23 protein-coding genes and 1 tRNA gene are annotated in these 21817 nt (G+C 66.9%); 4 read left to right on the top strand and 20 right to left on the bottom strand.

The window, feature by feature from the left end:
* Nucleotides 1-47: 47 nt before the first annotated feature.
* The 12 genes from ACX1NL_RS03920 to ACX1NL_RS03865 all read right to left on the bottom strand — a co-directional run bounded on the left by ACX1NL_RS03920 (nucleotide 48) and on the right by ACX1NL_RS03865 (nucleotide 10272).
* Nucleotides 48-827, bottom strand: a complete 780-nt coding sequence (locus tag ACX1NL_RS03920) for a putative hydro-lyase (protein ID WP_070472785.1) — start codon at nucleotides 825-827, stop codon at nucleotides 48-50.
* Nucleotides 828-836: 9 nt separating this feature from the next.
* The gene (locus ACX1NL_RS03915; protein ID WP_458898894.1) at nucleotides 837-2006 is read right to left on the bottom strand and encodes an NRAMP family divalent metal transporter; all 1170 of its coding nucleotides are present in this window, start codon (nucleotides 2004-2006) and stop codon (nucleotides 837-839) included.
* Nucleotides 2007-2204: 198 nt separating this feature from the next.
* Complete coding sequence (locus tag ACX1NL_RS03910) at nucleotides 2205-2528, bottom strand: putative quinol monooxygenase (RefSeq protein ID WP_070473066.1); 324 nt, start codon at nucleotides 2526-2528, stop codon at nucleotides 2205-2207.
* A gap of 10 nt (nucleotides 2529-2538) precedes the next feature.
* Nucleotides 2539-4329 carry an ABC-F family ATP-binding cassette domain-containing protein gene (locus ACX1NL_RS03905; protein WP_181888037.1) on the bottom strand — a complete coding sequence of 597 codons (1791 nt, stop codon included), beginning with the start codon at nucleotides 4327-4329 and terminating at the stop codon, nucleotides 2539-2541.
* Between the two features lie 14 nt (nucleotides 4330-4343).
* Nucleotides 4344-5108 carry an exonuclease domain-containing protein gene (locus tag ACX1NL_RS03900; protein ID WP_458898659.1) on the bottom strand — a complete coding sequence of 255 codons (765 nt, stop codon included), beginning with the start codon at nucleotides 5106-5108 and terminating at the stop codon, nucleotides 4344-4346.
* A gap of 158 nt (nucleotides 5109-5266) precedes the next feature.
* Entirely contained in the window at nucleotides 5267-5800 is a 534-nt protein-coding gene (locus ACX1NL_RS03895) for a hypothetical protein (RefSeq protein WP_239307298.1), read from the bottom strand.
* Nucleotides 5801-5843: 43 nt separating this feature from the next.
* Nucleotides 5844-6074 carry a hypothetical protein gene (locus ACX1NL_RS03890; protein WP_239307297.1) on the bottom strand — a complete coding sequence of 77 codons (231 nt, stop codon included), beginning with the start codon at nucleotides 6072-6074 and terminating at the stop codon, nucleotides 5844-5846.
* A 128-nt stretch (nucleotides 6075-6202) separates the two neighbouring features.
* Complete coding sequence (locus ACX1NL_RS03885) at nucleotides 6203-6364, bottom strand: hypothetical protein (protein ID WP_239307296.1); 162 nt, start codon at nucleotides 6362-6364, stop codon at nucleotides 6203-6205.
* Nucleotides 6365-6405: 41 nt separating this feature from the next.
* Entirely contained in the window at nucleotides 6406-7353 is a 948-nt protein-coding gene (locus tag ACX1NL_RS03880) for a 4-(cytidine 5'-diphospho)-2-C-methyl-D-erythritol kinase (RefSeq protein WP_458898658.1), read from the bottom strand.
* Nucleotides 7343-8197: a 16S rRNA (adenine(1518)-N(6)/adenine(1519)-N(6))-dimethyltransferase RsmA gene (rsmA, locus tag ACX1NL_RS03875; RefSeq protein WP_458898657.1), complete on the bottom strand. Its 855-nt coding sequence runs from the start codon at nucleotides 8195-8197 to the stop codon at nucleotides 7343-7345. Before rsmA ends, ACX1NL_RS03880 begins: the two co-directional genes overlap by 11 nt.
* On the bottom strand, nucleotides 8198-9337 hold the full coding sequence (locus tag ACX1NL_RS03870) for a transglycosylase family protein (RefSeq protein ID WP_458898656.1): 1140 nt from the start codon (nucleotides 9335-9337) through the stop codon (nucleotides 8198-8200).
* A 98-nt stretch (nucleotides 9338-9435) separates the two neighbouring features.
* On the bottom strand, nucleotides 9436-10272 hold the full coding sequence (locus tag ACX1NL_RS03865; protein ID WP_269509417.1) for a TatD family hydrolase: 837 nt from the start codon (nucleotides 10270-10272) through the stop codon (nucleotides 9436-9438).
* Nucleotides 10273-10284: 12 nt separating this feature from the next.
* Between ACX1NL_RS03865 and ACX1NL_RS03860 the strand changes: the two genes are divergently transcribed.
* Together ACX1NL_RS03860 and ACX1NL_RS03855 are read left to right on the top strand one after the other, a co-directional pair.
* The gene (locus ACX1NL_RS03860; RefSeq protein WP_458898655.1) at nucleotides 10285-10677 is read left to right on the top strand and encodes a DUF3806 domain-containing protein; all 393 of its coding nucleotides are present in this window, start codon (nucleotides 10285-10287) and stop codon (nucleotides 10675-10677) included.
* Nucleotides 10678-10685: 8 nt separating this feature from the next.
* A complete protein-coding gene (locus ACX1NL_RS03855) occupies nucleotides 10686-11585 on the top strand; it encodes an alpha/beta hydrolase fold domain-containing protein (RefSeq protein ID WP_458898654.1) in 900 nt (299 codons plus the stop codon).
* 7 nt (nucleotides 11586-11592) lie between these two features.
* On the opposite strand, the gene metG is transcribed toward ACX1NL_RS03855, so the two are convergent.
* From metG to rsmI, 3 genes are all read right to left on the bottom strand, one after another.
* Complete coding sequence (gene metG / locus ACX1NL_RS03850; RefSeq protein WP_448238793.1) at nucleotides 11593-13437, bottom strand: methionine--tRNA ligase; 1845 nt, start codon at nucleotides 13435-13437, stop codon at nucleotides 11593-11595.
* 85 nt (nucleotides 13438-13522) lie between these two features.
* A complete protein-coding gene (locus ACX1NL_RS03845) occupies nucleotides 13523-15328 on the bottom strand; it encodes a BCCT family transporter (protein WP_458898653.1) in 1806 nt (601 codons plus the stop codon).
* 107 nt (nucleotides 15329-15435) lie between these two features.
* Entirely contained in the window at nucleotides 15436-16296 is an 861-nt protein-coding gene (gene rsmI, locus ACX1NL_RS03840; protein ID WP_458898652.1) for a 16S rRNA (cytidine(1402)-2'-O)-methyltransferase, read from the bottom strand.
* Nucleotides 16297-16345: 49 nt separating this feature from the next.
* Here rsmI and ACX1NL_RS03835 point away from each other — a divergent pair, with 49 nt between their 5' ends.
* Nucleotides 16346-17983, top strand: coding sequence for a dolichyl-phosphate-mannose--protein mannosyltransferase (locus ACX1NL_RS03835; RefSeq protein ID WP_458898893.1), 1638 nt, complete (start codon nucleotides 16346-16348; stop codon nucleotides 17981-17983).
* A gap of 14 nt (nucleotides 17984-17997) precedes the next feature.
* Here the strand turns inward: ACX1NL_RS03835 and ACX1NL_RS03830 are convergent, their stop codons facing one another.
* On the bottom strand, nucleotides 17998-18633 hold the full coding sequence (locus tag ACX1NL_RS03830) for a zf-HC2 domain-containing protein (protein ID WP_458898651.1): 636 nt from the start codon (nucleotides 18631-18633) through the stop codon (nucleotides 17998-18000).
* The gene (locus ACX1NL_RS03825; protein ID WP_181888026.1) at nucleotides 18626-19033 is read right to left on the bottom strand and encodes a DoxX family protein; all 408 of its coding nucleotides are present in this window, start codon (nucleotides 19031-19033) and stop codon (nucleotides 18626-18628) included. The genes ACX1NL_RS03830 and ACX1NL_RS03825 overlap by 8 nt, the downstream gene beginning before the upstream one ends.
* A gap of 52 nt (nucleotides 19034-19085) precedes the next feature.
* On the opposite strand from ACX1NL_RS03825, the gene ACX1NL_RS03820 reads away from it, so the two are divergent.
* The gene (locus tag ACX1NL_RS03820; RefSeq protein WP_181888025.1) at nucleotides 19086-19709 is read left to right on the top strand and encodes a DNA-3-methyladenine glycosylase I; all 624 of its coding nucleotides are present in this window, start codon (nucleotides 19086-19088) and stop codon (nucleotides 19707-19709) included.
* Between the two features lie 18 nt (nucleotides 19710-19727).
* Here ACX1NL_RS03820 and ACX1NL_RS03815 read toward each other — a convergent pair whose 3' ends face one another.
* The 3 genes from ACX1NL_RS03815 to sepX all read right to left on the bottom strand — a co-directional run bounded on the left by ACX1NL_RS03815 (nucleotide 19728) and on the right by sepX (nucleotide 21810).
* Nucleotides 19728-20348: a cation transporter gene (locus tag ACX1NL_RS03815; protein ID WP_338026553.1), complete on the bottom strand. Its 621-nt coding sequence runs from the start codon at nucleotides 20346-20348 to the stop codon at nucleotides 19728-19730.
* A gap of 102 nt (nucleotides 20349-20450) precedes the next feature.
* A tRNA-Ala gene (locus ACX1NL_RS03810) sits at nucleotides 20451-20523 on the bottom strand.
* A 75-nt stretch (nucleotides 20524-20598) separates the two neighbouring features.
* On the bottom strand, nucleotides 20599-21810 hold the full coding sequence (gene sepX, locus ACX1NL_RS03805; RefSeq protein WP_458898650.1) for a divisome protein SepX/GlpR: 1212 nt from the start codon (nucleotides 21808-21810) through the stop codon (nucleotides 20599-20601).
* Between the last annotated feature and the right edge of the window lie 7 nt (nucleotides 21811-21817).

The raw sequence follows: 21817 nt of genomic DNA, 5'->3' as shown, positions 1-21817 counted from the left end.
TGGATAACTCGCCACAGAAGCCCCAAAGTTATTCACAGTGGCACCCTTTAGGGAACCTGGTAGGCCACATCCCGCACGTCGGTGATGAGCATCTTGCCTGGCGAATGGCAGATCGCCAGCTCCGGCTTCGAGTGCATCACGATCGACTGCGGCGTCACTCCGCACGCCCAGAACACCGGCACCCAGCCCGCGGGAATGTCCACCGCGTCACCGAAATCGGGCGCGCCCAGATCGTCGATGCCGATCAAGCCCGGCTCCCCCACATGCACCGGGGCACCATGCACTGCCGGGTAACGCGACGTGATCCTCACTGCGTCCGCCACCAGCCCCGCTGGGATGGGCCGCATGGAGACAACCATCTTCCCGCTGAACACCCCGGCCGGTTCGCAGTCGATGTTGGTCAGGTACATCGGCACGTTCACGCCCTGCTCGATGTGGGCCACCGGCACGCCGTTGTCCACCAAAGCCTGCTCGAACGTAAACGAGCAGCCAATTACAAACGCGACAGTGTCCTCGGTCCAGTAGGCGGTGGCATCCGTTGGTTCGTCGATAAGCGAGCCGTGCGAAAACACCCGGTAGGACGGAATGTCGGTGCGGATGTCGCCGCCCGCGAGCAACGGCGACGACACCTCGCCCGGCTCCAGCACCCCGAGCAGCGGGCACGGCTTCGGGTTGCGCTGCGCGAACAACAAGAAATCAAACGCGTACTTTTTATCCAGCGCGATCAGATTGGCCTGGACATAACCAGCGGAAAAGCCCGCCGTTGTCGCCACATCAGTAGTGCGAAACAACGCGCGGGCTTGCGCTGGGGTGTAGGAGGCGTACATGCCCCAAGACTACGCCCACAGCTTCGGCAGCGTGCTGATGGAGCTCCACCCCATCCACGCACACCCGATAAGCGTGATGGCGCCGAGCACGAGCATCCACATCGGCGGCTTGTACCCGCGAAGCAGATCGCGGCGGAAGAAGCCAGCATAGAGCACGACCGCGAAACCAACCGGCAGGATCAGGCCGTTGAACGCGCCGGCAAAGATCAAAAGCTTCTGCGGGGCAGAACCGACGAAGAGGAAGACCACCGTCGAGATCACGATGAAGCCGACGGTGAGCCAGCCGCGCTTCTTCGGGTCGAACCCCTGCTTGGTCAAAAACGAGATGGAAGTGAACGACGCGCCGATCACCGACGATAGGCCCGCCGCCCACAGCACCAGCCCGAACATGCGCCGGCCAGTTTCACCTGCGGCCTGGTAGAACACGTCGGCCGCGGTGTTGTCCTTGGACAGTGCCACACCGGTGGCCACGACACCGAGCACCGCGAGGAACAGCAGCACGCGCATGATGCCGGTGACGATAATGCCGGTCACGGCGGAGCGGGAGATGTAGTCCATGTTGTCGGGGCCGGTGTGGCCGGCGTCGATGAGCCTGTGCACGCCGGCGAAGACGATGTAGCCGCCGATGGAGCCGCCGATGAGTGTGGTGATGACCTTGAAGTCGACCTCGTCCGGCGCAACCGACTGTTTCACAGCCTCAGCCACCGGCGGGTTGGACGAGATGGCGACGTAGAGCATGAGCAGGATCATCAGCGCGCCAAGGATGCCGACGATGACGTCCAGTGCGGCCCCCGCACGCTTCCACAGGAACACGACAATCGCGATCACAGCGGAGATGGCACCGCCGATCTTCGGGTCAATCGCCCCGCCGCTGAGCGCCTGCACGCCGAGCCCGGTGCCGGCGATGTTGCCGATGTTGAACACGAGGCCGCCGATGCCCACGAGGATGGCCAAGAACCAGCCGAGGCCGGGCAACACAGAGTTGGCCAGTTCGCTGGCGCGCAGCCCGGACACGCCGAGGATGCGCCAGACGTTGAGCTGGATCACGATGTCTACCAGGATGGACAGCAAGATCGCGAACGCGAACGCCGCGCCCATCTGCACGGTGAAGACGGAGGTTTGGGTGAGGAAGCCGGGGCCGATGGCGGAGGTCGCCATGAGGAAGATTGCGCCGACCATGGGGCCGATGCCACGTGCCGCGGCGGGAGCCTTTTCGGGCACGTCGGCCGCGGTGGATCCGCCGTTGGCGGGTTGAGGTGCGGTCACGGGGACACCCCTTTCGATTGCGGGAAACTTATGTGACGCGCAACATCGTAAGCTATGGGTGCCCCGCGGGTCACACCTCGGGGGTAGCTTGCGCTACGTGCGCACTACCCCTTAGGAGACCCTGAACTCCGCCATTTCGTCCCACTCGGTCTTGCCCTCGATGAGGGTGTTGATGATGGTGGGGGTCTCTTTGAGGATCGTGGGGAAGAATTCCTGGGCGGCCTTGAAGTGCTCGGAGTTGACGTGGGCTTCGGCGGCGTCGTCCTGGAATGCTTCGATGAGCAGGTATTCGTCGGGGTTGTCTTCGTTGCGGTACCAGTCGAAGAAGATGTTGCCTTCTTCGGCGCGGGAGGCGTCGGTGAAGTCCTTGACCAGTTCGCGGAAGTTGTCGACGTGTTCGGGCAGGGGCTTGAATCGTACGTTGATCAAAATCATGCGCCCCACCCTAGCCTTCGAGCTGTTCGCCAAGTTCGAGCCATTCCATCTCGAGCTCCTCGCGGGTGTCCTTCACGGCGTTGAGCTCTTTGGTTTTGGCGCCGATGGCGTCGAAGTCGCCGGCCTCGGAAAGCGCGGCGATCTCCGCCTCGAGGGCTTCGGCCTGCTCGTTTTCCTTGGCGATCTTGCGCTCGAGCGCCTTCATCTTCTTCTGCAGCTCGCGCTCCTCCTGGGAGCTCATTTGCTTCTCGACGGCCTCCGGTTGCCCCTCCCCCAGATCCAGCACGCCAGCAGTGCGGGCCTCGTCGGCGCGTTGGTCCAGGTACTGCTGGATGCCGCCGGGCAGGTTGGTGAGCTTCCCGTCGCCGAACAGCGCGTAAGTGTTGTCGGCGATGCGCTCGATCAGGTAGCGGTCGTGGGAGATAACCACCAGGGTGCCGGGCCAGGAGTCGAGGAGGTTTTCCAGCTCCTGGAGGGTGTCGATGTCGAGGTCGTTGGTGGGCTCGTCGAGAAGCAAAACGTTCGGCTCGGCCATGAGCACGCGGGTCAGTTGCAGGCGGCGGCGCTCGCCGCCGGAGAGGTCGCGCACGGGGGTGCGCTGGCGCTTCGGGGAGAAGCCGAGGCGCTCGGCGAGCTGGGAGGCGGATAGTTCCTTTTTGCCGAAGCTGATGTAGGTGGCGACGTCTTCGACGGCGTCGATGACGCGGCGCTCCGGGTCGAGATCGTCGAGTTCTTGGCGCAGCCAGCCAATGCGGGTGGTCTGCCCCTCGATGCGCTTGCCGGCTGCGAGCGGGTATTCGCCGGCGAGCGTGCGCAGCAGCGTCGTTTTGCCGGAGCCGTTCACGCCGACGAGCCCGATGCGCTCGCCGGGGGCGAGGCGCCAGGTGAGGTGGTCGACGAGCGTGCGGCCGTCCGGGGCGTCGATGCGCGCGTCCTCGAGTTCGATGACCACGCGGCCCTGGCGCTGCTTCGAAAACGCCATGAGCTCGACGGTGTCGCGCGGCGGCGGGACGTCCTTGATCAGGGCTTCGGCGGCCTCGATGCGGTAGCGCGGCTTCGAGGTGCGGGCAGGTGCGCCGCGGCGCAGCCACGCCAGCTCCTTGCGGGCGAGGTTCTGGCGGCGCTGCTCAATTGCGTCGGCTTGGCGGGCGCGCTCGGCGCGGGCGAAGGTCCAGTCGTTGTAGCCGCCCTCGTAGACGTCGACGGTGCCGTCGTGGACCTCCCAGGTCAGGGTGGCCACGGTGTCGAGGAACCAGCGGTCGTGGGTGACCACCACGACGGCGACTTTGCGGGCCAGCAGGTGGTCGGCGAGCCACTGCACACCTTCGACGTCGAGGTGGTTGGTCGGCTCGTCCAGCACCACCAGGTCCAAATCCTGCACGAGCGCGGCGGCGAGGTTGACGCGTCTGCGCTCGCCGCCGGAGAGCTGCCCCACCGGGGTGTCCAGGCCAAGCTCCGCCACGCCGGTGCCCTGCAGCACCTCGCGCACCCGCGCGTTGGAGGCCCATTCGAAGGTCTGCAGGCCCAGCGGCTCGACGACGGCTTGGCCGACCGTCAGAGCGTCGTCAAGCAAAAAGCGCTGCGTGACCACCGCCATGCGCAAGTCGGAGGTGTGCGACACACGCCCCGCGTCCGGCGGTTCGATGCCGGTGAGCACCTCCAGCAGGGTGGTTTTGCCGCCACCGTTGACGCCGACGATGCCGATGCGCTCGCCGGTCTGCACGCCGAGCGAGACGCCGTCGAGAAGCGTTTTCAGCCCCCACGTTTTGGAGACGTTTTCCAGGTTGATCAGGTTAGCCATATCGGCTAGCCATCTTACGCAGGCAGCAACGCGTGCAGCCCTCGGCTGCGCTGCAGCTGGGCGACGATGTGGGCGCACGCCAGCGCGTCCGAATCCGCCCGGTGGTGGTTGAGCGTGAACCCGGGCGCGCAGTACTCGGCGACGGTGGGCAGTGTGTGGTCCGCAAGGTGCGGCAGCAGGCGCCGGCTCAGGCGGCAGGTGCAGTAGAAGCGCTTAGGGTACGTGCCGGTGAAGTAGTAGCGGTCGAGCGCACGCCACACCGCGGCGTCGAAGGTGGCGTTGTGCGCCCACACCGGCGCTTCGCCGACGAACTCCACGAGCCGGTCGGCGATGTCGAACCAGCTCGGCGCGTCCTCGATGTCGCCGCGCTCGATGCCGTGGATGTGGCTGAACTCGAACAGGATGTATTCCTCCGGCGGGCGCAGGTAGGTGCACAGCTGGTCCACCACTTCCCCGCCGGCGACCTTGACCAGCGCGACCTGGCACGCCGATGCGCCGGAGATGCGGTTGGCGGTTTCGAAGTCGACGGCGACGAACTCGTCTTGGAGCAGCTCGCCTATTCGCGGTATCCACTTCGCCGCCGCAACCTTCCTCGGCGCCCGAGCTTTGCCGGTGAGCTCGGCGCGCGGGGTGGCGGGCAGGCGCTTTTCCTCGGCAACCTTGGCCTGCCAGGCGGCTTTGAACGGCGCCGGATCCCGCCCCTCGCGGCGGGCGAGGTGCTCCTCCGCCTTGGCCAGGCGTTTCTCCTGTGGGTTACTTCCTCCGGGTCTACGGGGCATTATGAAACTTGTGGCCCATTCTCTTCTGTAGGGGTGCCCGGTTGCGCTGGTAGATATCCGTTAGATAGCGCTGTTGTCCTGTTTCGCGGTAGCGAAGTATGGATTGCAGATCAGGGTCACCACTGTTGGATGCGTCTGTACTTTTCGAAGCGGCATCATTATCCATTCTTTACCTTTGGCGATTTGAGGCGCGGCCACTGGGCCACATTTGGGTACGGGGGAAGATGAATAGGGTCCACCGTATCGCCATAGAGAGCAGCCCGAGCGCGCTCGGCATCGTTCCACTGATGTACGGCGATAGCGTATTCGACTGCTTCGCCGACAGTGACGCTGATCGTCTCGTCTGCCAGGGCTGCTGCAAGTGCCGCACGTTCTGTATCGCTGGGAACGGCCTCAGCGTCTAAATTCTGGGGTAGGCCAAGCTGGTTGGAGAGAACGCTCGATGCAAGCGCCCTCACGTTTGCATAACAGTAGTTGACACTTTCAGGCATGCCAGAGCCATTTACGGCGACTTGCGCGTCGGCCAAAGACAGTTCGTAGAGTATCCGTATCGGCGACGTGGTGCCTTGAGTCGCGTCGCTGAGAGTGAGATAGTCTACTAGGAGTTCATTGCGCACAAGGCGTTTCAAGGCGAGCCAGTGCTTTGCCTCCATGCCGTTGCGGAGGTAGGCGAGCTGGGCAAGTGCTGTCATGGTGGGCCTTTCTTGCGGTGCAGTTGGGATAAGTATCGCAAACTTATTGCGCCGCGGTGTTGCGGCCAGCGAGGTACTCGTCAATCTTTTCCTTGACCACGTCGGTCATGGTTCGATTGTCGAGCAGGGCTGCAAGTCGGAACTGCTGGTACTGGTCAGGGTCGAGTTTTACGGTGAGTTTGCGGTGGGGCGTTTCCCGCTTCTCGAACGCTTCGTCAGCCGTGGACAGGGGCGACAAGGCGTTGTCGGTGGGGCGGGCAAAATCGTTAGTCATTGATCATCTCCATTACTTGTCGGGCGACACCCTCGTAGCCGTGCAGTGTGCCTTTAGGGTTGTGCCCTTGCATAGCGCCAAGTGCTTCACGCTGTGGGATTGCACCTTTAAACCGCGGCATATCCGCATTATCGAGCGCCGTCGCGTTTGAGTTTTCTTACCCGCGGCAGGTGCTCCCAAATCGGCCGACCTTTCACCGCGGGCGGGGCGGCGGTGAACCCGCTCAGGTGCGCCTCCACCGTGGAGGTGTTGCCGTCGAGGTAGTTGCGTGTGGCGTCGATTAAGGGCATGCGCCGCACACTACGGCCCTCCCCGACACCACCGGCCCGAGTTAGATCACGTGTTCGACTTGGGCGCCGTGGTCCGGGCCTTCGGCCACGAAGACCTCGTAGCCGTCGAATTGCTCGGTCAGGTGCTCGGCGGCAAAACGCGCGGCGTCGGCGTCGTCGCACAGCACGGCCACGGTGGGCCCAGAGCCGGAGACGATCGCGCGTCGGCCCGCGTCCCCGGCAACCCCGAGCACTCGCTTGAGCACCGGGCGCATCGACAACGCGGGCGCCTCCAAATCGTTGTGCAGCGCGGCGGCGACGCGCGCCACGTCGCCGGAGGTCAGCGCCTGGGACAGCTCGGTGGCGTCCAGGTGCGGCAGAAGGGCGGGGTTGCCGTGGCGGAGGTCGTCGAGAAGCGCAAACGCTCCCCCGGTGTTGATGCCGATCTTTGGGTTGATGAACACCCAGTGCAACCGGCCACGCGAGAGCATCTCGACCAGCTTGTCGCCGCGGCCGGTGCCGAGCGCGGTGCCGCCCATGAGCGAAAAGGGCACGTCCGCGCCGAGCGACGCCGCGAGATCGAACAATTCCTCATCCGGCAGCGGCTCGCCGAACTCGGCCACCAGCGCGTTGGCCGCCACCAGTGCCGCGGCGGCATCGGCGGAGCCGCCCGCCATGCCGCCGGCGACGAAGACGTGCTTGTCCACCTCGATGCGCACGCGCGGCACCGCCACGCCCGCGCGCGCCACCACGGCCTCGACGGCGCGCCAGGCCAGGTTTCCCGGCCCGTCGATGTCCTCGTCCGGCTCGTCCACGAAGAACGTGGTGTGCATGGATTCGACTGCGGGGCCGGCCACGGGGGCGCCGTCGAGAAGCAAGCGCACCACCTCGCGCCTGTCCACCGCGTGGAAGACACTGACCAGGTCGTGGTAGCCGTCCGTGCGCGCCTCGCCCACGCCGAGGTGCAGGTTCACTTTGCCCGGCGCGGAGGCGACGATCTCACGCACCATGGCGTGCCTCCCCCAGCCGGATGAAGTCTGCGACGGTGAGCTTCTCGCCGCGCAGGCCCGGGTCGATGCCGGCGGCGCGCAGCGCCTCCTCGGCGGCCGCGGCCGAGCCGTAGATGCCGGACAGCGTGGAGCGCAACGTCTTGCGGCGCTGGGCGAAGGCGGCATCCACCAGCGGGAAGATGGTGTCGCGAAGCTTGCGCGGGGCGTCGGCTGCGACGTCGATGCGCACCAGCCCCGACTCGATGTTCGGCGCAGGCCAGAACACGTGCTTGCCGATCGTGCCGGCGCGCGCGACGTCGCCGTAGAACGCGGCCTTGACGCTGGGCACGCCGTAGATCTTCGAGCCGGGCTGGGCGGCGAGGCGGTCGGCGACTTCCTTTTGCACCATCACGAGCACCCTGCTAATCGACGGCAGCTCCGCCAGCAAATGCAGCAGCACCGGCACCGAGACGTTGTAGGGCAGGTTCGCCACCAGCGCGGTCGGCGCGGTGTCGAAGTCGGCGCGGGCGACCTTCAGCGCGTCGGTGTTGATGACGGTGAGGCGATCGGCGTGGTCCGGGGCGAACTCCCCGACGGTTGTGGGCAGGCGCCCGGCCAGGCGCGGGTCGATCTCGAGCGCGGTGACGGTCTGGGCGGTGTCGATGAGCCCCAGGGTGAGCGAGCCGAGACCCGGTCCCACTTCGACGACGTGGTCGTCGGGGGAAAGCTCCGCGGCCGCGACGATGCGGCGCACGGTGTTGGGGTCGTGCAGGAAGTTCTGCCCCAGCTTCTTCGTCGGGGTGACGTCCAGCTCGGCGGCGAGCTCGCGGATCTCGGCGGGCCCTAAGAGTTGCGCTGTTGCCATCTAGCGGATACCCAGGCTGGCGGTGCAGGCCGGCCAGGCACCCCAGCCCTGGGAGGCCTGGACGCGCTCGGCGATGGCGATCTGCTGCTCGCGGGTGGCCAGGTGTGCGCTCGGCGCGTACGCGGTGCCGCCGTGGCCCGCCCAGGTGGACGGGGTGAACTGCAGGCCGCCGGAGAAGCCGTTGCCGGTGTTGATTGCCCAGTTGCCGCCGGATTCGCACTGCGCCAGCGAATCCCACACGCTGCCGGAGGCCACTGCGGGCGCTGCCGCGCCGGTGTTGCCGGCCTGCTTTGTGCCGCGGGCGATCAGGGCCGGCTTGGCCTTCTTCACTTCCTTCTCCTCAGCCACGCCTTCGGACTCGACCTTGCCGTTGACGGTGACCGTGCGGTGGATGACCTTGGTCTCGCCCTGCTCGCCCTTCTCGCGGACCTCCTCTTCGCCCTCGTCGAGCGAGTCGTCGTCGACGTACTCCGCCGGGGCCTCAACCACGACAGTCTCCGGGCGGTCCACGGTGCTGACACGGTCGAGAACGATCTCCATGCCGGGCATGATGGCATCGGAAAGCGCGACGTTGAGGCGGTCGTCGGTGTCGAATGTGACGCCGCGCGCGGAGAGCAGGTCGCCGACGGTTTTCGCCGCTGCCGAGACGTAGGTCAGATCCCCGCCGTCGCGCAGCGCGACGATCTTCGGGGTGGTCACGTCCAGGTTCATGCCGTGGGTGACCGGCTGGTCGCGGTCCACGTCCACCGCGGAGTGGCCGGCGACGCCAGCCTGGTCGATCAGCTCACCGACGGTGCCGGCGGTCGACGTGATCTCCTGCGCAACACCGTCGATGACCACGGCGACCGGCTTCGCGGTGCGCACGGTGACGGTGTCGCCACTGGAGAGCTTCTCGCCCGGCGCCGGGTAGACCAGGTCCTCCGGCGCGACCTCGACGCCGGCGGAGCTGAGCGCGCCCGCGACGTCCGCGGCGTAGGTGCGCACGTTGGTCTCCTCGCCGTTGACGTCGACGGTGACCTGCTTCTGGGTGGCAAGTGCCGTGCCCGCGCCGCCAACCAGGACGGCGCCGGCGACGGTGCCGGCGACGGCGCGCTTGGTGGCGGTGCTCTTCGGGTTGATCCGCTTGATCTGACGGGACATGTGTTTCCTCACGGGTCGGCTCAGCTGAAGGTGTTCAGCCAATAACCCGGGTAACGATACGGTAACGCCCGCAGGGTTTCAAGGCCCGACGTGCCAGCTCACACCCCGTAGACCCGCGAAAACGTCTCTGCAATCTCACGCGCCACATCGGCCACTTCCATGCCGCGCGCTTCGGCCACAACCTTCGCCGTGTGACCGATCAGCGACGGCTCGTTTTTCGCCCCGCGGAACGGCTCCGGCGTCATGTACGGCGCGTCCGTTTCCACCAGCAGCTGACCCGCTGGTGCCAGCGCCGCCGCCTCGCGCAACTCCTCGTTGCGCTTGAACGTCACGTTGCCAGCGAAACTGAGCACGTAGCCGCGCTCGATCGCCTCGCGCGCCACGTCCAGCGGCGAGGAGAAGCAGTGCAGGATCACGTGCTCGGGCCGTGGGGCACTATCAAGAATGCGCAGCATCTCCGCGTCGCCTTCGCGGTTGTGGATCATCAACGCCTTGCCCGACTCGCACGCCAAATCGATGTGCCAGCGAAACGCCTCTTCCTGCACCTCAAGCGGCGCGGTGCCCTCCGCGTCGTGCTTCAGCCAGTACGTGTCGATGCCGGTCTCGCCCACCGCCACGCAACGCTCGTCGGCGGCCATCTCCGTCAGGCGGGCGCGAGCAACGTCGTCAAGCTCGTGCGCCCTCGTCGGGTGGATGGCGCACGCAGCGAACACGCGCTTGTTGAAGTGGGCGGCCTGAAGCGCGAGCTCAGCCTCCTCGAGCCCGTCGCCGACGGTGCAGATGCGCTCCACCCCGGCGGCCAGGGCGCGCTCGACGAACGCGTCGACCTCCTCGGCACTGCGCGCGCCGCACGACGCGAGGTGCGTGTGCGCGTCAATCAGCCCGGCAATCGGCTCGGCGGGCACGGGCGTGGGACGCGGTTTCTTTTTGCTCATACGATGCACCCTATGGCATTTGCAGACATCGACTCAGCCACCCAAACCCAAATCGAGGCCGACCTGGCCGAAGCCGCCGGCCGCGGCATCAACGGCTCGCCCGCCGACATCGCGGAGTCTCTCGAGGCCGAACTCGCCGACTACCTCGCGCTGCCGCCGGACGTGCGCCGCAGCTTCCCCCGCGGCGACACCGCGCGCCTGTACGGCACCGCGCTCGGCCAGGCGCTCGTACGCGAGGGGTTTTCGTGGCAATTGCTTATCGACGACTACGGCACCGACCTCGTCGTCGCCAAAGACATCGGCAGCGCCGGCGAGAAATACACCGCCCCGCTCGTTGTGGTGGACCAGCGATTCGAGGACGAGGAACCCGGCACCCTGACCAAGTTCCTCGGGCAGTTCCTGTGACAGTTCCTATGCCGGAATCGATCATGCCGCTCGTGCGGCCGGAGCTGCGCCGGCGCGCGCGGCTCATCCCACACCCGTCGGTGGAGTCGCGAGCGACGCGCTGGATCGCCACCCACGGCCAGACGCTGTTTCCCATCCCCCGCCGCAAGGGCGTGGAGCTGATCCGGCACGGGCGCACCCTCATCTTCCGGCCGCGCAACCCAAAGGGCGCGCTGATGTGGCTGCACGGCGGCGGCCACATCATCGGCCACCCCGCCCAGGACGGGCCGCTGTGCGCGAACACCGCCGCCGAGGTGGGCGTGACCGTGGTGGCCCCGCGCTACCCGCTCTCGCCTGCGCACCCCTTCCCCGCCGGCCTGGACGCAGCGCTGGAGACGTGGGCGTGGATGCACACCCGCGCGGACGAGTTCGGCGAACCGTTCGCCATCGGCGGCGAAAGCGCCGGCGGCGGGTTGGCCGCCGCGGCGTGCCAGCGGCTCTACGACGAGCACGGACCGCTGCCGCGCGCCCAGTGGCTGTTCTGCCCCATGCTGGACGACCGCCCCACCGCCGACCGGAGGCGCGACCTGCCTCGGGACCGGCCCGTGGCCAACAACGCGCAGACCCGCTACGCCTGGACGTCCTACCTGGGCCAGGCGCCCGGGCTGGCAACGGTGCCGGAGTACGCCGTCCCCGCCCGGCGCGCGGACCTGTCGGGCCTTCCCCCTGCGTGGCTGTCCACCGGCGACATCGAGCTGTTCTACGAGGAGATCTGCGCCTACACCCGGAGGCTTCGCGACGCCGGCGTGCCCGCCCAGCTCGAAATCGTCGAGGGCGCGCCGCACGCGATCGAGCTGTGGGCGTTCGACGTGCCGGTGGTCAAGGCCATGCTCGCTTCGGCCAGGGCGTGGCTCGGCGAGCAGCTGTAGCCGCGGCCTACTGCACCGGCGCCCACTCCGGGCCGGTCTCGCCGAGCTCCGGGTCCAGCTTGGCAATCAGCGGCTGCGGCTTGGACAGCTCCGTGCCCGGGGTGACGTCCACGCGCTGCCACACAGCCTGCTGCTGCGAGTAGTCGCCGGTGATGGTCAGGTACGTCTGGCCCTTTTCCGGCAGGCCGACGCCGACGAGGTTGAACTCCTCGTCGTCCACAACCTCCTCGACGCGCGGCTCGGCGGCCCAGATGCCGGTGCGGCCCAGGGTCTCGTGGACCTTTTGCGCGGTGTGCGGGAGGAACGGGGTGAGCATGGCGTTGCAGTCGGAGACGACCTGCAGCGCGGTCCACAGCACGGTGGCCAGGCGCTCGCGCTGGGTGTCGTCCTTGGCCAGCTTCCACGGCTCCTGCTCCGCGATGTAGGCATTGGCCTCGCCGACGACGTGCATGATCTTCGTGATCGCGGACTTGAAGTGGGCCTTGCCCAGCTCCTCGCCGGCGGTGGTGAAGGTTTCGGCCGCGAGGTTCAGGATGCGCTCGTCGGACGCCTCGAGCGGGCCAGGTGCCGGGACCTGGCCGAAGTTCTTGTGCGCCATGGACACGGTGCGGTTGACCAGGTTGCCCCAGCCGTTGGCCAACTCGTTGTTCACGCGGCGGACAAACTCGTCCCAGGTGAAGTCCGTGTCGTTGTTCTCCGGGCCGGCGACGGCGATGAAGTAGCGCAGCGGGTCCGGGCCGAACTCCGAAAGGAAGTCCTTGACGTAGATGACCACGCCCTTGGACGAGGAGAACTTGGAGCCGGACATGGTGAGGAACTCGGACGAGACGACCTCGGTGGGCAGGTTCAGCTCGCCGAGCTCGCCGGCAGCGCCGCCCTTGGCGCCCTTGCCCGCGTAGCCGAGGAGCTCCGCCGGCCAGATCTGGGAGTGGAAGGTGATGTTGTCCTTGCCCATGAAGTAGTAGCCCTCGGTGGCCGGGTCCTGCCAGAAGTCCTTCCAGGCCTCCGGGTTGCCGGAGCGGTGAGCCCACTCAATGGACGCGGACAGGTAGCCCACCACCGCGTCAAACCAGACGTAGAGCTTCTTCGACGGGTTGTCCTGCCAGTCCTCCACCGGGATCGGGATGCCCCAGTCGATGTCGCGGGTCATCGCGCGCGGGCGCATGTCTTCGAGCAGGTTCAGGGAGAACTTCAGCACGTTCGGGCGCCACTCCTGGCGGGTGGAAAGCCACTGCTCCAGCGCGTCGTGCAGCGCGGGCAGGTCGAGCATGAAGTGCTCGGTCTCGATGAACTTCGGCGTCTCGCCGTTGATCTTGGACACCGGGTTGATCAGGTCCGCCGGGTCGAGCTGGTTGCCGCAGGTGTCGCACTGGTCGCCGCGGGCGTCGGTGGCGCCGCAGATCGGGCAGGTGCCCTCGATGTAGCGGTCCGGCAGCGTGCGGCCCGTCGACGGGGAGATCGCGCCCTGGGTGGTCTCGCGGATCATGTACCCGTTCTCGTTCAGCCCGCGGAACAGCTCCTGCACCACTGCGTAGTGGTTGCGGGTGGTGGTGCGGGTGAACAGGTCGTAGGACAGGCCCAGGCCCGCCAGGTCCTCGACGATCTGCTTGTTGTAGCGGTCCGCCAGCTCCTTGACGGTCACGCCTTCCTTGTCGGCCTGCACGAGCAGCGGGGTGCCGTGCTCGTCGGTGCCGGAGACCATGAGCACGTTCTTGCCGGACATTCGCTGGTAGCGGGCGAAGACGTCGGACGGCACGCCGAAGCCTGCGACGTGGCCGATATGGCGCGGGCCGTTGGCGTACGGCCACGCAACGCACACAAGAACGTTGTTGTTGGTCTCGGAAGAAGTCATGGCTCTCAGCATAAGTTATGCCCCGCTTAAGCACTGCACTGCTCGAGCGGGGCACAACCGAAGGTGCGTCGTCAAGCAAACGCCCCTAGCGGGAACGCGGTTTGAGCATCCCCTTGACCTGCGCCTTGCGGGCTTCCAACTGCTGCTGGTCGCGGTGCATGCGGCGCTCGATGGCCAGCTGGCGGGCGAAGCGCTCCTGCTCCTTCTTGTCCAGGTAGATCGTGTCGTTGGACATGTCCTTGACAATCGCGAACATCAGCGCGATCAGGATGAACAGGAACGGCGTTGCGGCCACGATGGTCACGGACTGCAGCGAGTTCAGCGCGTCCGAGCCGCCGGAGATCAGCAGCGTCAGGCCGACGAATGCGGTGGCCAGGCCCCACATTGCGGCGAGCCACGGCTTCGCCTCGGTCTTGCCGGACTGGGTCATGGACGCCATCACGGTCGACGCGGAGTCCGCGGAGGTGATGAAGAAGGTGCCCAGCAGGATCAGGGCGAACACGCCCATGACGTAGCCGCCCGGCAGGGAGTGCAGCAGGTTGAACAGCTGCTCCTCGTTGGAGCCGTCGCCGACGATGGACTCGCCAGCCTGCTCCATCTTGATGGCGGTGCCGCCGAAGATGGCGAACCACACGGTGGACAGGCCAGCCGGAACCAGCATCACACCGAGGCAGAACTCGCGCACGGTGCGGCCGCGGGAAATGCGCGCCAGGAAGGTGCCCACGAACGGGGACCAGGAGATCCACCATGCCCAGTAGAAGATGGTCCAGCCGGAGAGGAACTCGCCGGCCTGGCCGTCGGAGCTCTCGGCGGTGCGGGCGGCCATTTCGAAGAAGTTCTGCAGGTAGCTGCCCACGGCGGTCGGCAGCATGTTCAGCTGCGCGACGGTCGGGCCGAAGACGAACACGAAGATCGCCAGGATCGCGGCGACGACCATGTTCGCGTTGGACAGCCACTGGATGCCCTTGGACACGCCCGACATCGCCGACAGCAGGAATGCCAGGGTGAGCACGGAGACGATACCGATGGTCAGCTTGGTGGACGGGTTGTCCACGAAGCCGGAGGCCTCCAGGCCGGAGCTGATCTGCAGCGCGCCCAGGCCCAGGGAGCAGGCGGTGCCGAAGATAGTGGCGAACACGGCAAAGGCGTCGATGAGCTTGCCCAGCCAGCCGTCGGCCGCTTTCTCACCAATTAGCGGGATGAACGCGCTGGACAGCAGCTGCTTGCGGCCGAGGCGGAACGTCGAGTACGCGATAGCCAGGCCGATGATGGCGTAGACGGCCCACGGGTGCAGCGTCCAGTGGAACATGGTCTGCGCCATCGCGGTGCCGACCTCGTGCTCGTTGTGCCCGGGCACGCCGTCGAGGTACATCGACAGCGGCTCGGCGGCGCCGTAGAACATCAGGCCGATGCCCATGCCAGCGGCGAACATCATGGCGATCCACGAGGTTGTTTTAAACTCGGGGCGCTCGTCGGCGGTGCCGAGGCGGATGGTGCCGAAGTTCGACAAGGCGATCACGATGACGAAGGCAACGAAGATGGTGCCGCCGAGGACGAAGGCCCAGCCGAGGTTGTCAATGACCCAGCCGAATGCGGCGTCCGCAAAGTTGGAGAAGCTGTCGGGGGCAGCCAGGCCCCAGCCGACAACCGCCGCGACAATCACCGCGAGAGGAATAACGATGCCCCAGTTGATCGGGGCGTCTTCTGCGTCGGCTTGGCTCTCGACGCGTTCCTCAGGGTCGGTGTAGTTGGGTTGCACGCCGTCGCGGTCGGCGCGCAGCAGCGCGGCGATCTCGCCGACTGCGGAAGTCTTTTCAGTCTTAATCGGATCCGTACTCCGCGGCTCCACGTCGGGATCGTGTGGATCCCTTTGGAGATCACGCTGAGACATATAGTTCTCCTCGCAAATTTTCAGGGTTTTTCTAGAACCCAAGCAGGCTAGCCCAGATCACACCATTGCGCTAACCCGCGCGCGAGGAAAACATGTGCTTATCGACGTCAGCTCCGCGCACCCAACGCGGCATCGTAAAGGTCTCCGACCTTCACGCCGTGCTGTTTAGCCACCTGCTTCGCGGCGTCTTTCATGCGCTGGCCACCGTCGACGAGCTCCAGGACCATCCCGACCAGGTCCTCGGGTTCTGCCTGCTGCCCGGTGCCGCCTTCGATCACCAGCGTGATCTCTCCGCGCACGCCGCCGGCCGCCCACTCGGCCAGCTCCCCCAGCGTGCCGCGCTTGACCTCCTCGTAGGTTTTGGTCAGCTCGCGGCACACCGCGGCGCGGCGTTCGGCGCCGAGGACGTCCGCGGCGTCGGCAAGCAACTGCTCGATGCGGTGCGGCGACTCGAAGCAGCACACGGCGCGGCGCTCGTGCACGAGTGTTTCCAGCCACGCCCGGCGCGCGCCGGCCTTGCGGGGCGCGAAGCCGTCGAAGATGAAATGGCCGACGTTGAGCCCGGACAGCGCCAGCGCCGTGGTCACCGCGGACGGGCCCGGGATGCAGGTCACCGAGATGCCCGCGTCGTGGGCGGCGGCGACGATGGAGTGGCCGGGGTCGGACACCAGCGGCATGCCGGCGTCGGTGACGACGAGTACGGTGCCGGCGCGTGCGGCGTCGAGAAGCTCCCGCGCCCTCGAATCCTCGTTGTGGTCGAAGTTGGACACCACGCGGCCGGTGATTTCCACGCCGAGCGCTGCGGCGAGCGCGCGCGTGCGCCGGGTGTCCTCCGCGGCGATCACGTCCGCGGTGGCGAGCGCCTGCGCAAGCCGGGGCGAGGCGTCCGCGACGTTGCCGAGCGGGGTGGCCGCGAGCACAACTCCGGCCGGGAGGTTCTGAGTCAGGTTGTCTTGCTCGGCGGACATACCTCGGGAGCATACGCGTAAGGCGCTAATATCTTCCGTCGTGACCACTATCGCGAGCACCCCGAACCCCGCCGGACCGCCACCTAGCGCCGACGCAACGGCGCCAGAGACGACGCGTTCCCTGCGGCCCGCCCAGCCTGCGCCCGAGGCACCCGTGACCGTGCCGTGGACGCGCCGCGACACCATCGCCGCCTCCGTCATCGGTGTGCTGGCGCTGCTCACCAGGTTCATCGGCCTGGTGCAGCCGACCAGCTCCGGCACCCCCGTCTTCGACGAGAAGCACTACGTCCCGCAAGCCTGGGACATGGTGGAAAGCTGGTTCAACCCGGTCTTAGGCGGCATCGAGTCCAACCCCGGCTACGGCCTGGTCGTGCACCCGCCGCTGGGCAAGCAGCTGCTCGCGCTGGGCGAGATCCTCTTCGGCTATTCCCCGCTCGGCTGGCGCCTCATGACCGGCCTGTTCGGCACTGCCGTGATTGTGTTCGTGTTCCTGCTCGCGCGGCGCGTGAGCCAGTCCACCAACATTGCGATCATCGCGGGCATCATCGCGCTGTTCGACGGCGTCCTGCTGGTCTCCGCCAAATTCGGCATGCTTGACGTCTTCCAGGTGCTGTTCGTGGTGATGGCGGCGTGGACCCTGGCCGGCGATATGCGCGAGGTGCACCACCGCTGGCACGACGCGTGGCTGGCTGGCAAACTCGAGGACGCAGGCCCGTTCGGCCCGCGCATGGGCTTTAGGTGGTGGCGCTTCGCCACCGGCGTGCTGCTCGGCCTGACGCTGTCTGTGAAGTGGAACGGCCTGTACTACATCATGTTCTTCGGCCTGCTGTCGTCGTTTTGGGACCTGTTCCTGCGCCGCCGCTACGGCGTGGAGAAGCCGATTTCGGGCACCCTGCTTCGCGACGTCCCGTCGGCGCTCGCCTCCATCGTGCTCATCCCCGCCGTGCTCTACCTGTGGTCCTGGCGCGCCTGGTTCGCCTCTGAGACCTCCGTGTACCGCCACTCGCTTACCGACGGCACCATCGCCGGCTCCGACTGGCCCTGGCTGGCCAACCTGCCCGAGCCGATCGCCGGCTGGTTCTACTACCACTTCTCGGTGCTGAACTTCCACGCCTCGCTGACGTCGTCGTCCGGCCACTCCCACCCGTGGGACTCCAAGCCGTGGGCTTGGCTGGTCTCGGCACGCCCGATCCTCTACTACTCCGCCACCGACCTGGAGTGCTCCATCGCGCCCGGTGACGGCAAGTGCCGCGAGATGATCTACATGTTCGGCACCCCCGCCATCTGGTGGTTGACCGTGCCGGTGCTGCTGTGGGCGTGCTGGGTGTGGCTGACCCGCAAGGACTTCCGAGTCATCGTGCCGGTGATCGCGTTCGCCGCCGGGTTCCTGCCGTGGCTGGCCGCCTTCGACCGCCAGATGTACTTCTTCTACGCCACCGCCCTGGTGCCGTTCACCGCAGTGCTGCTGGCGCTGGCGCTGGGCAACCTGGCCAAGAAGGGCGGGCCCGTGACGTGGTCCTGGGTGAACAAGGTCGCGGGCTTCGAGCTGCGCTGGGGCCAGCTCGCCGCCGTGGTCTACATCGCGCTGGTGGTGGCCAGCTTCATCTACTGGTCGCCCATCTTCTACGGCTTCAAGATCCCGGACACCTGGTACGAGTCCATCATGTGGCTACCCAGCTGGAAGTAACCAGCCGGAAGTAGCTAGTACGGCCGGGCGTCGAGCATCTGCCACGCCCGGCGCAGCGCCCCACCCCGGTCGGCCACCCAGGTCCATACCAGGGCCACCAAGCTCATCAACGGGATGAGCACCCCGGCGAGCTCGAACGCGCCTGTGCCCAGCACGAAGTCGCGCACGGCGAAGCCGACGGTGAAGGTGAACATCGTGCCCACGATGAGCAGCACCCCCGGGATCTGCTGCGGCCGCCAGGCGGTAAAGCCCAACGCGAGCGCCACTCCGAAGCGCACGGACGCCGCGGACGCCACCACCGGCTCCTCCCCGCCGGACAGGATCAGGCGCACGGCCCACAGCACCCACACCACGGCCATCGCGCCGAGCATCAGGCGCCCCACGGCCATGCCGATCTCACGGCGGCGGGCGAAGCGGCGCCACTCGTTGTCCACGCCTGCCAGAATCGCGGCGGACAGGTCCTGCGGCGGGGCCATCGCGTCGTCCGAGTCAACACCGAGCGACTCCGACAGCGCCAGCGAACGGTCCAAAAACGCGCGGCACACCGCGCAGCCGGACACGTGGGCGTCGACGATGGCGTCGTCGAGTTCAGCCTTCTCGCCGTCGATGCGCGCAGACAGCGCCGCTTGAACCTCCTCGTGGCTAACCACGCGTGAGCACCCCGTCCAGGCTTACGCGGCCGGTGCCGAAGACGGTGATGATAAACAGCGCGGCGGCGAGCACGAGCGTGTACTCCACTCCCCCGGCCTCGATGAAAAAGCCGTTGTCCAGGTGCACGAAGTACCCGGCGGCTAAAACGAGGAGGGCGAGGAGCGACGCGGTGATCGTCGTCAAGAGCCCCACTGCTAAAAACGCGCCGCCGATGAGCTCGACGGTGCCGGTGAGGTAGGCGGAAAGCTGCGGCTGCGGCACCCCGAGGGCGGCGAACTGGCGGCCAGTTTCGGCCATGCCCATCTCAAACCAGTGGTTGTAGCCGTGCGCCACAAACACCGCGCCCAGCACGAGCCGGAGCACAAGCAGCGCGAAGTCGCGGACGGCGGGCCTATTCATGCCGATTAGCGTACCCGTGGAACCGAACGGGGTAGAACTGAGTCCAATACATATGACTGATCTTCACACCACACCAGAAACCAATCCCGAATCCGGCTGGCCCGTCATCGGCGACGACGGGCTGGCGCGTCCGCCGTGGGCCGCCACCGACCCACTGCTGCGCGACTACTACGACACCGAATGGGGCATGCCCGTCACCGACGAGCAGGGCATGTTTGAACGCGTCTGCCTCGAGGGCTTCCAGGTGGGGCTGTCGTGGCGGCTGATCCTGCAGAAGCGCGAGGCCCTGCGCGCGGCCTTCCACGGCTTCGACCCGGACAAAGTCGCGGGTATGAGCATCGAGCATTTGCTTAACGACGCTTCCTTGATCCGCAACCGGCGCAAACTCGAAGCAGCAGTGAAAAACGCCGAGGCGACGCTGGCGCTGCGGGAGGAGGGCACGCACCTCGGCGAGTTCGTGTGGTCCTACCAGCCGGCGAACACGCCGGTGCCGCGCACGATGGCGGAGGTGCCGACGCGCTCGGCGGAGTCCGAGCAGCTGGCGAAAGACCTGAAGAAGCGCGGCTTCACCTTTGTGGGGCCGGTGACGATGTACGCGCTGATGGAATCCACCGGCATCATCGACACCAACTTGGTGGGCACGTGGCGCCGCGGGGCGTCCGGGGTATGGGTGTAATCGGCGCCTAGGCGGCGTTTAATCGTCGTCCATGTCCGCGAAGGCGTCCTCGACGGAGTCGTGCTCCTCGCGGGAGGCCTCCCAAACTTCCTTGGCGGCGGAGAGGTTGATGGCGGCGATGATCGCGCCGACAACGATGTCGAACCAGGCGGTCTCCCACACGAACGTGAGCAGGCCAGCGGCGATGATGAGCAGATTGGCCAGCGCGTCGTTGCGCGCAGCCAGCCAGGCGCCGGTGGCGAGCGACGAGCCTTCGCCGCGCAGCTGCATCAGCAGGATCGCGCAGATCACGTTCACCACCAGGGCTCCAACCGCGATGCCGGTCAGGCCCTCCGGCGACGGCGCGACAGGGTTCATGATCTTGGTGATCACGGTGACAACCGCGGCGACCGCCGGGATGAGAATCAGCGCGGCAAGCACGCTGCCGGCGGTGCGGCGGCGCGCGGCCGGCCACGCCACGGCGAAGAACACCAGCAGGTTAATTGCGGTGTCCTCGAGGAAGTCGGCGGAGTCCGCGAACAGGGACGCCGAGCCGATGGCCACCGCACCGGCGAACTCCACGAAGAAGTAGGCCAAGTTCAGCAGCGCCACAATCAGCACCGCGCGACGGATCTTCTGCTCACCCAACGACTCTGCCACTTCAGCTGCTCTTTTCAGCGTCTTATACAACGGGAAGGCAGCTTAGCCGATGCGCAAAACGTAACGGGACCCGGCCGTATTCGACCGGGTCCCGCAATCCTGTGGAGCTAAGGGGAATCGAACCCCTGACCTTCGCATTGCGAACGCGACGCTCTACCAACTGAGCTATAGCCCCTGGGGCACGCTCGTTACGTTACTCCTCCCCCACGCGCCGGTTAAATCGCCAGCGCAGTGGGGTTTTTCACGGTTTTTAGGAGGCGCGGGTGCCGTAGCCGCCGAGGTCTTCGTAGTCGTCGTAGCCGGGGTCGTTTTCCGGCACGTAGCGGGTGGACGGCAGGGTGTCGAAGTCGGGGCTGTCGTCGTCCAGGTCCAGCACGACGGAGCCGGCGCGCAGGCGAGCGTCACGCGGGTGCTCGGTGTGGTTGCTCATCGCCACACCCATGCGTGCGCGGCGCAGCTGGCGCAGGCGGCGGGCGTGCAGCGCGCGCTCCTGCAGCACGACGCGGCGCAGCGCGACCATGAACCATGCGGTCATCCCCACTGCCACGGCGGGCAGCACCCAGGTCCAGCCACCTGCGACAAACGCGATGACGAAGGTAATCACGCACGCGGCGATTAGCGCCAGCAGGGTGCGCTGGCGGCGCTGGAAGCGGGTGGCGGTGTTCTTCTTCTCGCGCTCCGGGTCGAATCCGCCGCGGCCGCGGCGCGCAGCGGCGAAAGCGAGGTCCTCATCGCCCGCTTCGGCCGCCTCCGCGGTGTCGACCTCGTCGTCGACATCTTCCGGTGCTTCCTCAACGTCCGCTTCCGGGGCGCTTTGCTTCTCGACGCCTTCGGTCTCCCCTGCATAGCCAAAGTCCTCGGGTGCGGTGTAGGACTCGTCCAGGTCGTAGCGGTCGGCTTCAGCCTCAGCCTCGTCGGCCGGCTCGGTCTCCTCGGCGTCGGCGTTCTCTGCATCATCCTCCGCGGCGAGGACTTTCACAGAGGTGGAACCGGCGGACTCGCTGGCGACGATCTTGGTGGAGCCACCCTCGGCCTCGTCCAGCTCAGACTCGGATTCAGCAGACTCGGCCGTCTCGGCTTCGGCCGGCTCAGCCTCGTCGTCGACGTGCTCGATCACTTCGCCGTCGATGTGGTCGGCCGCGGCGGCATCCTCTTCGGCGCCCGGGCGGCGGAAGAGGGTGCGCAGGGCGGGAGCGTCGTCGATAAGCACTTGCTCCTCGGCATCCGTCGCCTCGACGACCTCGTAGTCGGTGTCCTCGTTGTGGCGGTGGATGTCGGCGGCGGTGAGCTTCGGGCGGCGGCGCTCAGCCATCGGCGCGGTGCCGCCCTCGTGCAGCACGCGCGTTTCGTCGTAGCCGTCGCCGGAGCGGCGGATCGGCTTGTTGTTGCCGATCATCAGCGGCGCGAGGACGATGATCCACACCACCAGGATCAAGATGATCATTAAGCTCGGGCTGCCCATGGGCGAT

It is taken from the genome of Corynebacterium sp. CQ3829_602738, assembly GCF_054478435.1.
The sequence above is the reverse complement of the archived record's forward strand: the minus strand, read 5'-3'. Positions and strand labels throughout refer to the sequence as shown.

Excerpts from the sequence above, each read along its gene's own strand:
- ACX1NL_RS03895 (WP_239307298.1), bottom strand. The coding sequence starts at position 5,800 with ATGACAGCACTTGCCCAGCTCGCCTACCTCCGCAACGGCATGGAGGCA.
- ACX1NL_RS03860 (WP_458898655.1), top strand. The coding sequence starts at position 10,285 with ATGGCATTTGCAGACATCGACTCAGCCACCCAAACCCAAATCGAGGCC.
- rsmA (WP_458898657.1), bottom strand. The coding sequence starts at position 8,197 with ATGGCAACAGCGCAACTCTTAGGGCCCGCCGAGATCCGCGAGCTCGCC.
- metG (WP_448238793.1), bottom strand. The coding sequence starts at position 13,437 with ATGACTTCTTCCGAGACCAACAACAACGTTCTTGTGTGCGTTGCGTGG.
- ACX1NL_RS03825 (WP_181888026.1), bottom strand. The coding sequence starts at position 19,033 with ATGAATAGGCCCGCCGTCCGCGACTTCGCGCTGCTTGTGCTCCGGCTC.
- ACX1NL_RS03855 (WP_458898654.1), top strand. The coding sequence starts at position 10,686 with ATGCCGGAATCGATCATGCCGCTCGTGCGGCCGGAGCTGCGCCGGCGC.
- ACX1NL_RS03885 (WP_239307296.1), bottom strand. The coding sequence starts at position 6,364 with ATGCCCTTAATCGACGCCACACGCAACTACCTCGACGGCAACACCTCC.
- sepX (WP_458898650.1), bottom strand. The coding sequence starts at position 21,810 with ATGGGCAGCCCGAGCTTAATGATCATCTTGATCCTGGTGGTGTGGATC.
- ACX1NL_RS03900 (WP_458898659.1), bottom strand. The coding sequence starts at position 5,108 with ATGCCCCGTAGACCCGGAGGAAGTAACCCACAGGAGAAACGCCTGGCC.
- ACX1NL_RS03910 (WP_070473066.1), bottom strand. The coding sequence starts at position 2,528 with ATGATTTTGATCAACGTACGATTCAAGCCCCTGCCCGAACACGTCGAC.
- ACX1NL_RS03870 (WP_458898656.1), bottom strand. The coding sequence starts at position 9,337 with ATGTCCCGTCAGATCAAGCGGATCAACCCGAAGAGCACCGCCACCAAG.
- ACX1NL_RS03920 (WP_070472785.1), bottom strand. The coding sequence starts at position 827 with ATGTACGCCTCCTACACCCCAGCGCAAGCCCGCGCGTTGTTTCGCACT.
- ACX1NL_RS03915 (WP_458898894.1), bottom strand. The coding sequence starts at position 2,006 with ATGGTCGGCGCAATCTTCCTCATGGCGACCTCCGCCATCGGCCCCGGC.
- ACX1NL_RS03890 (WP_239307297.1), bottom strand. The coding sequence starts at position 6,074 with ATGACTAACGATTTTGCCCGCCCCACCGACAACGCCTTGTCGCCCCTG.
- ACX1NL_RS03820 (WP_181888025.1), top strand. The coding sequence starts at position 19,086 with ATGACTGATCTTCACACCACACCAGAAACCAATCCCGAATCCGGCTGG.
- ACX1NL_RS03865 (WP_269509417.1), bottom strand. The coding sequence starts at position 10,272 with ATGAGCAAAAAGAAACCGCGTCCCACGCCCGTGCCCGCCGAGCCGATT.
- ACX1NL_RS03845 (WP_458898653.1), bottom strand. The coding sequence starts at position 15,328 with ATGTCTCAGCGTGATCTCCAAAGGGATCCACACGATCCCGACGTGGAG.
- rsmI (WP_458898652.1), bottom strand. The coding sequence starts at position 16,296 with ATGTCCGCCGAGCAAGACAACCTGACTCAGAACCTCCCGGCCGGAGTT.
- ACX1NL_RS03905 (WP_181888037.1), bottom strand. The coding sequence starts at position 4,329 with ATGGCTAACCTGATCAACCTGGAAAACGTCTCCAAAACGTGGGGGCTG.
- ACX1NL_RS03880 (WP_458898658.1), bottom strand. The coding sequence starts at position 7,353 with ATGGTGCGTGAGATCGTCGCCTCCGCGCCGGGCAAAGTGAACCTGCAC.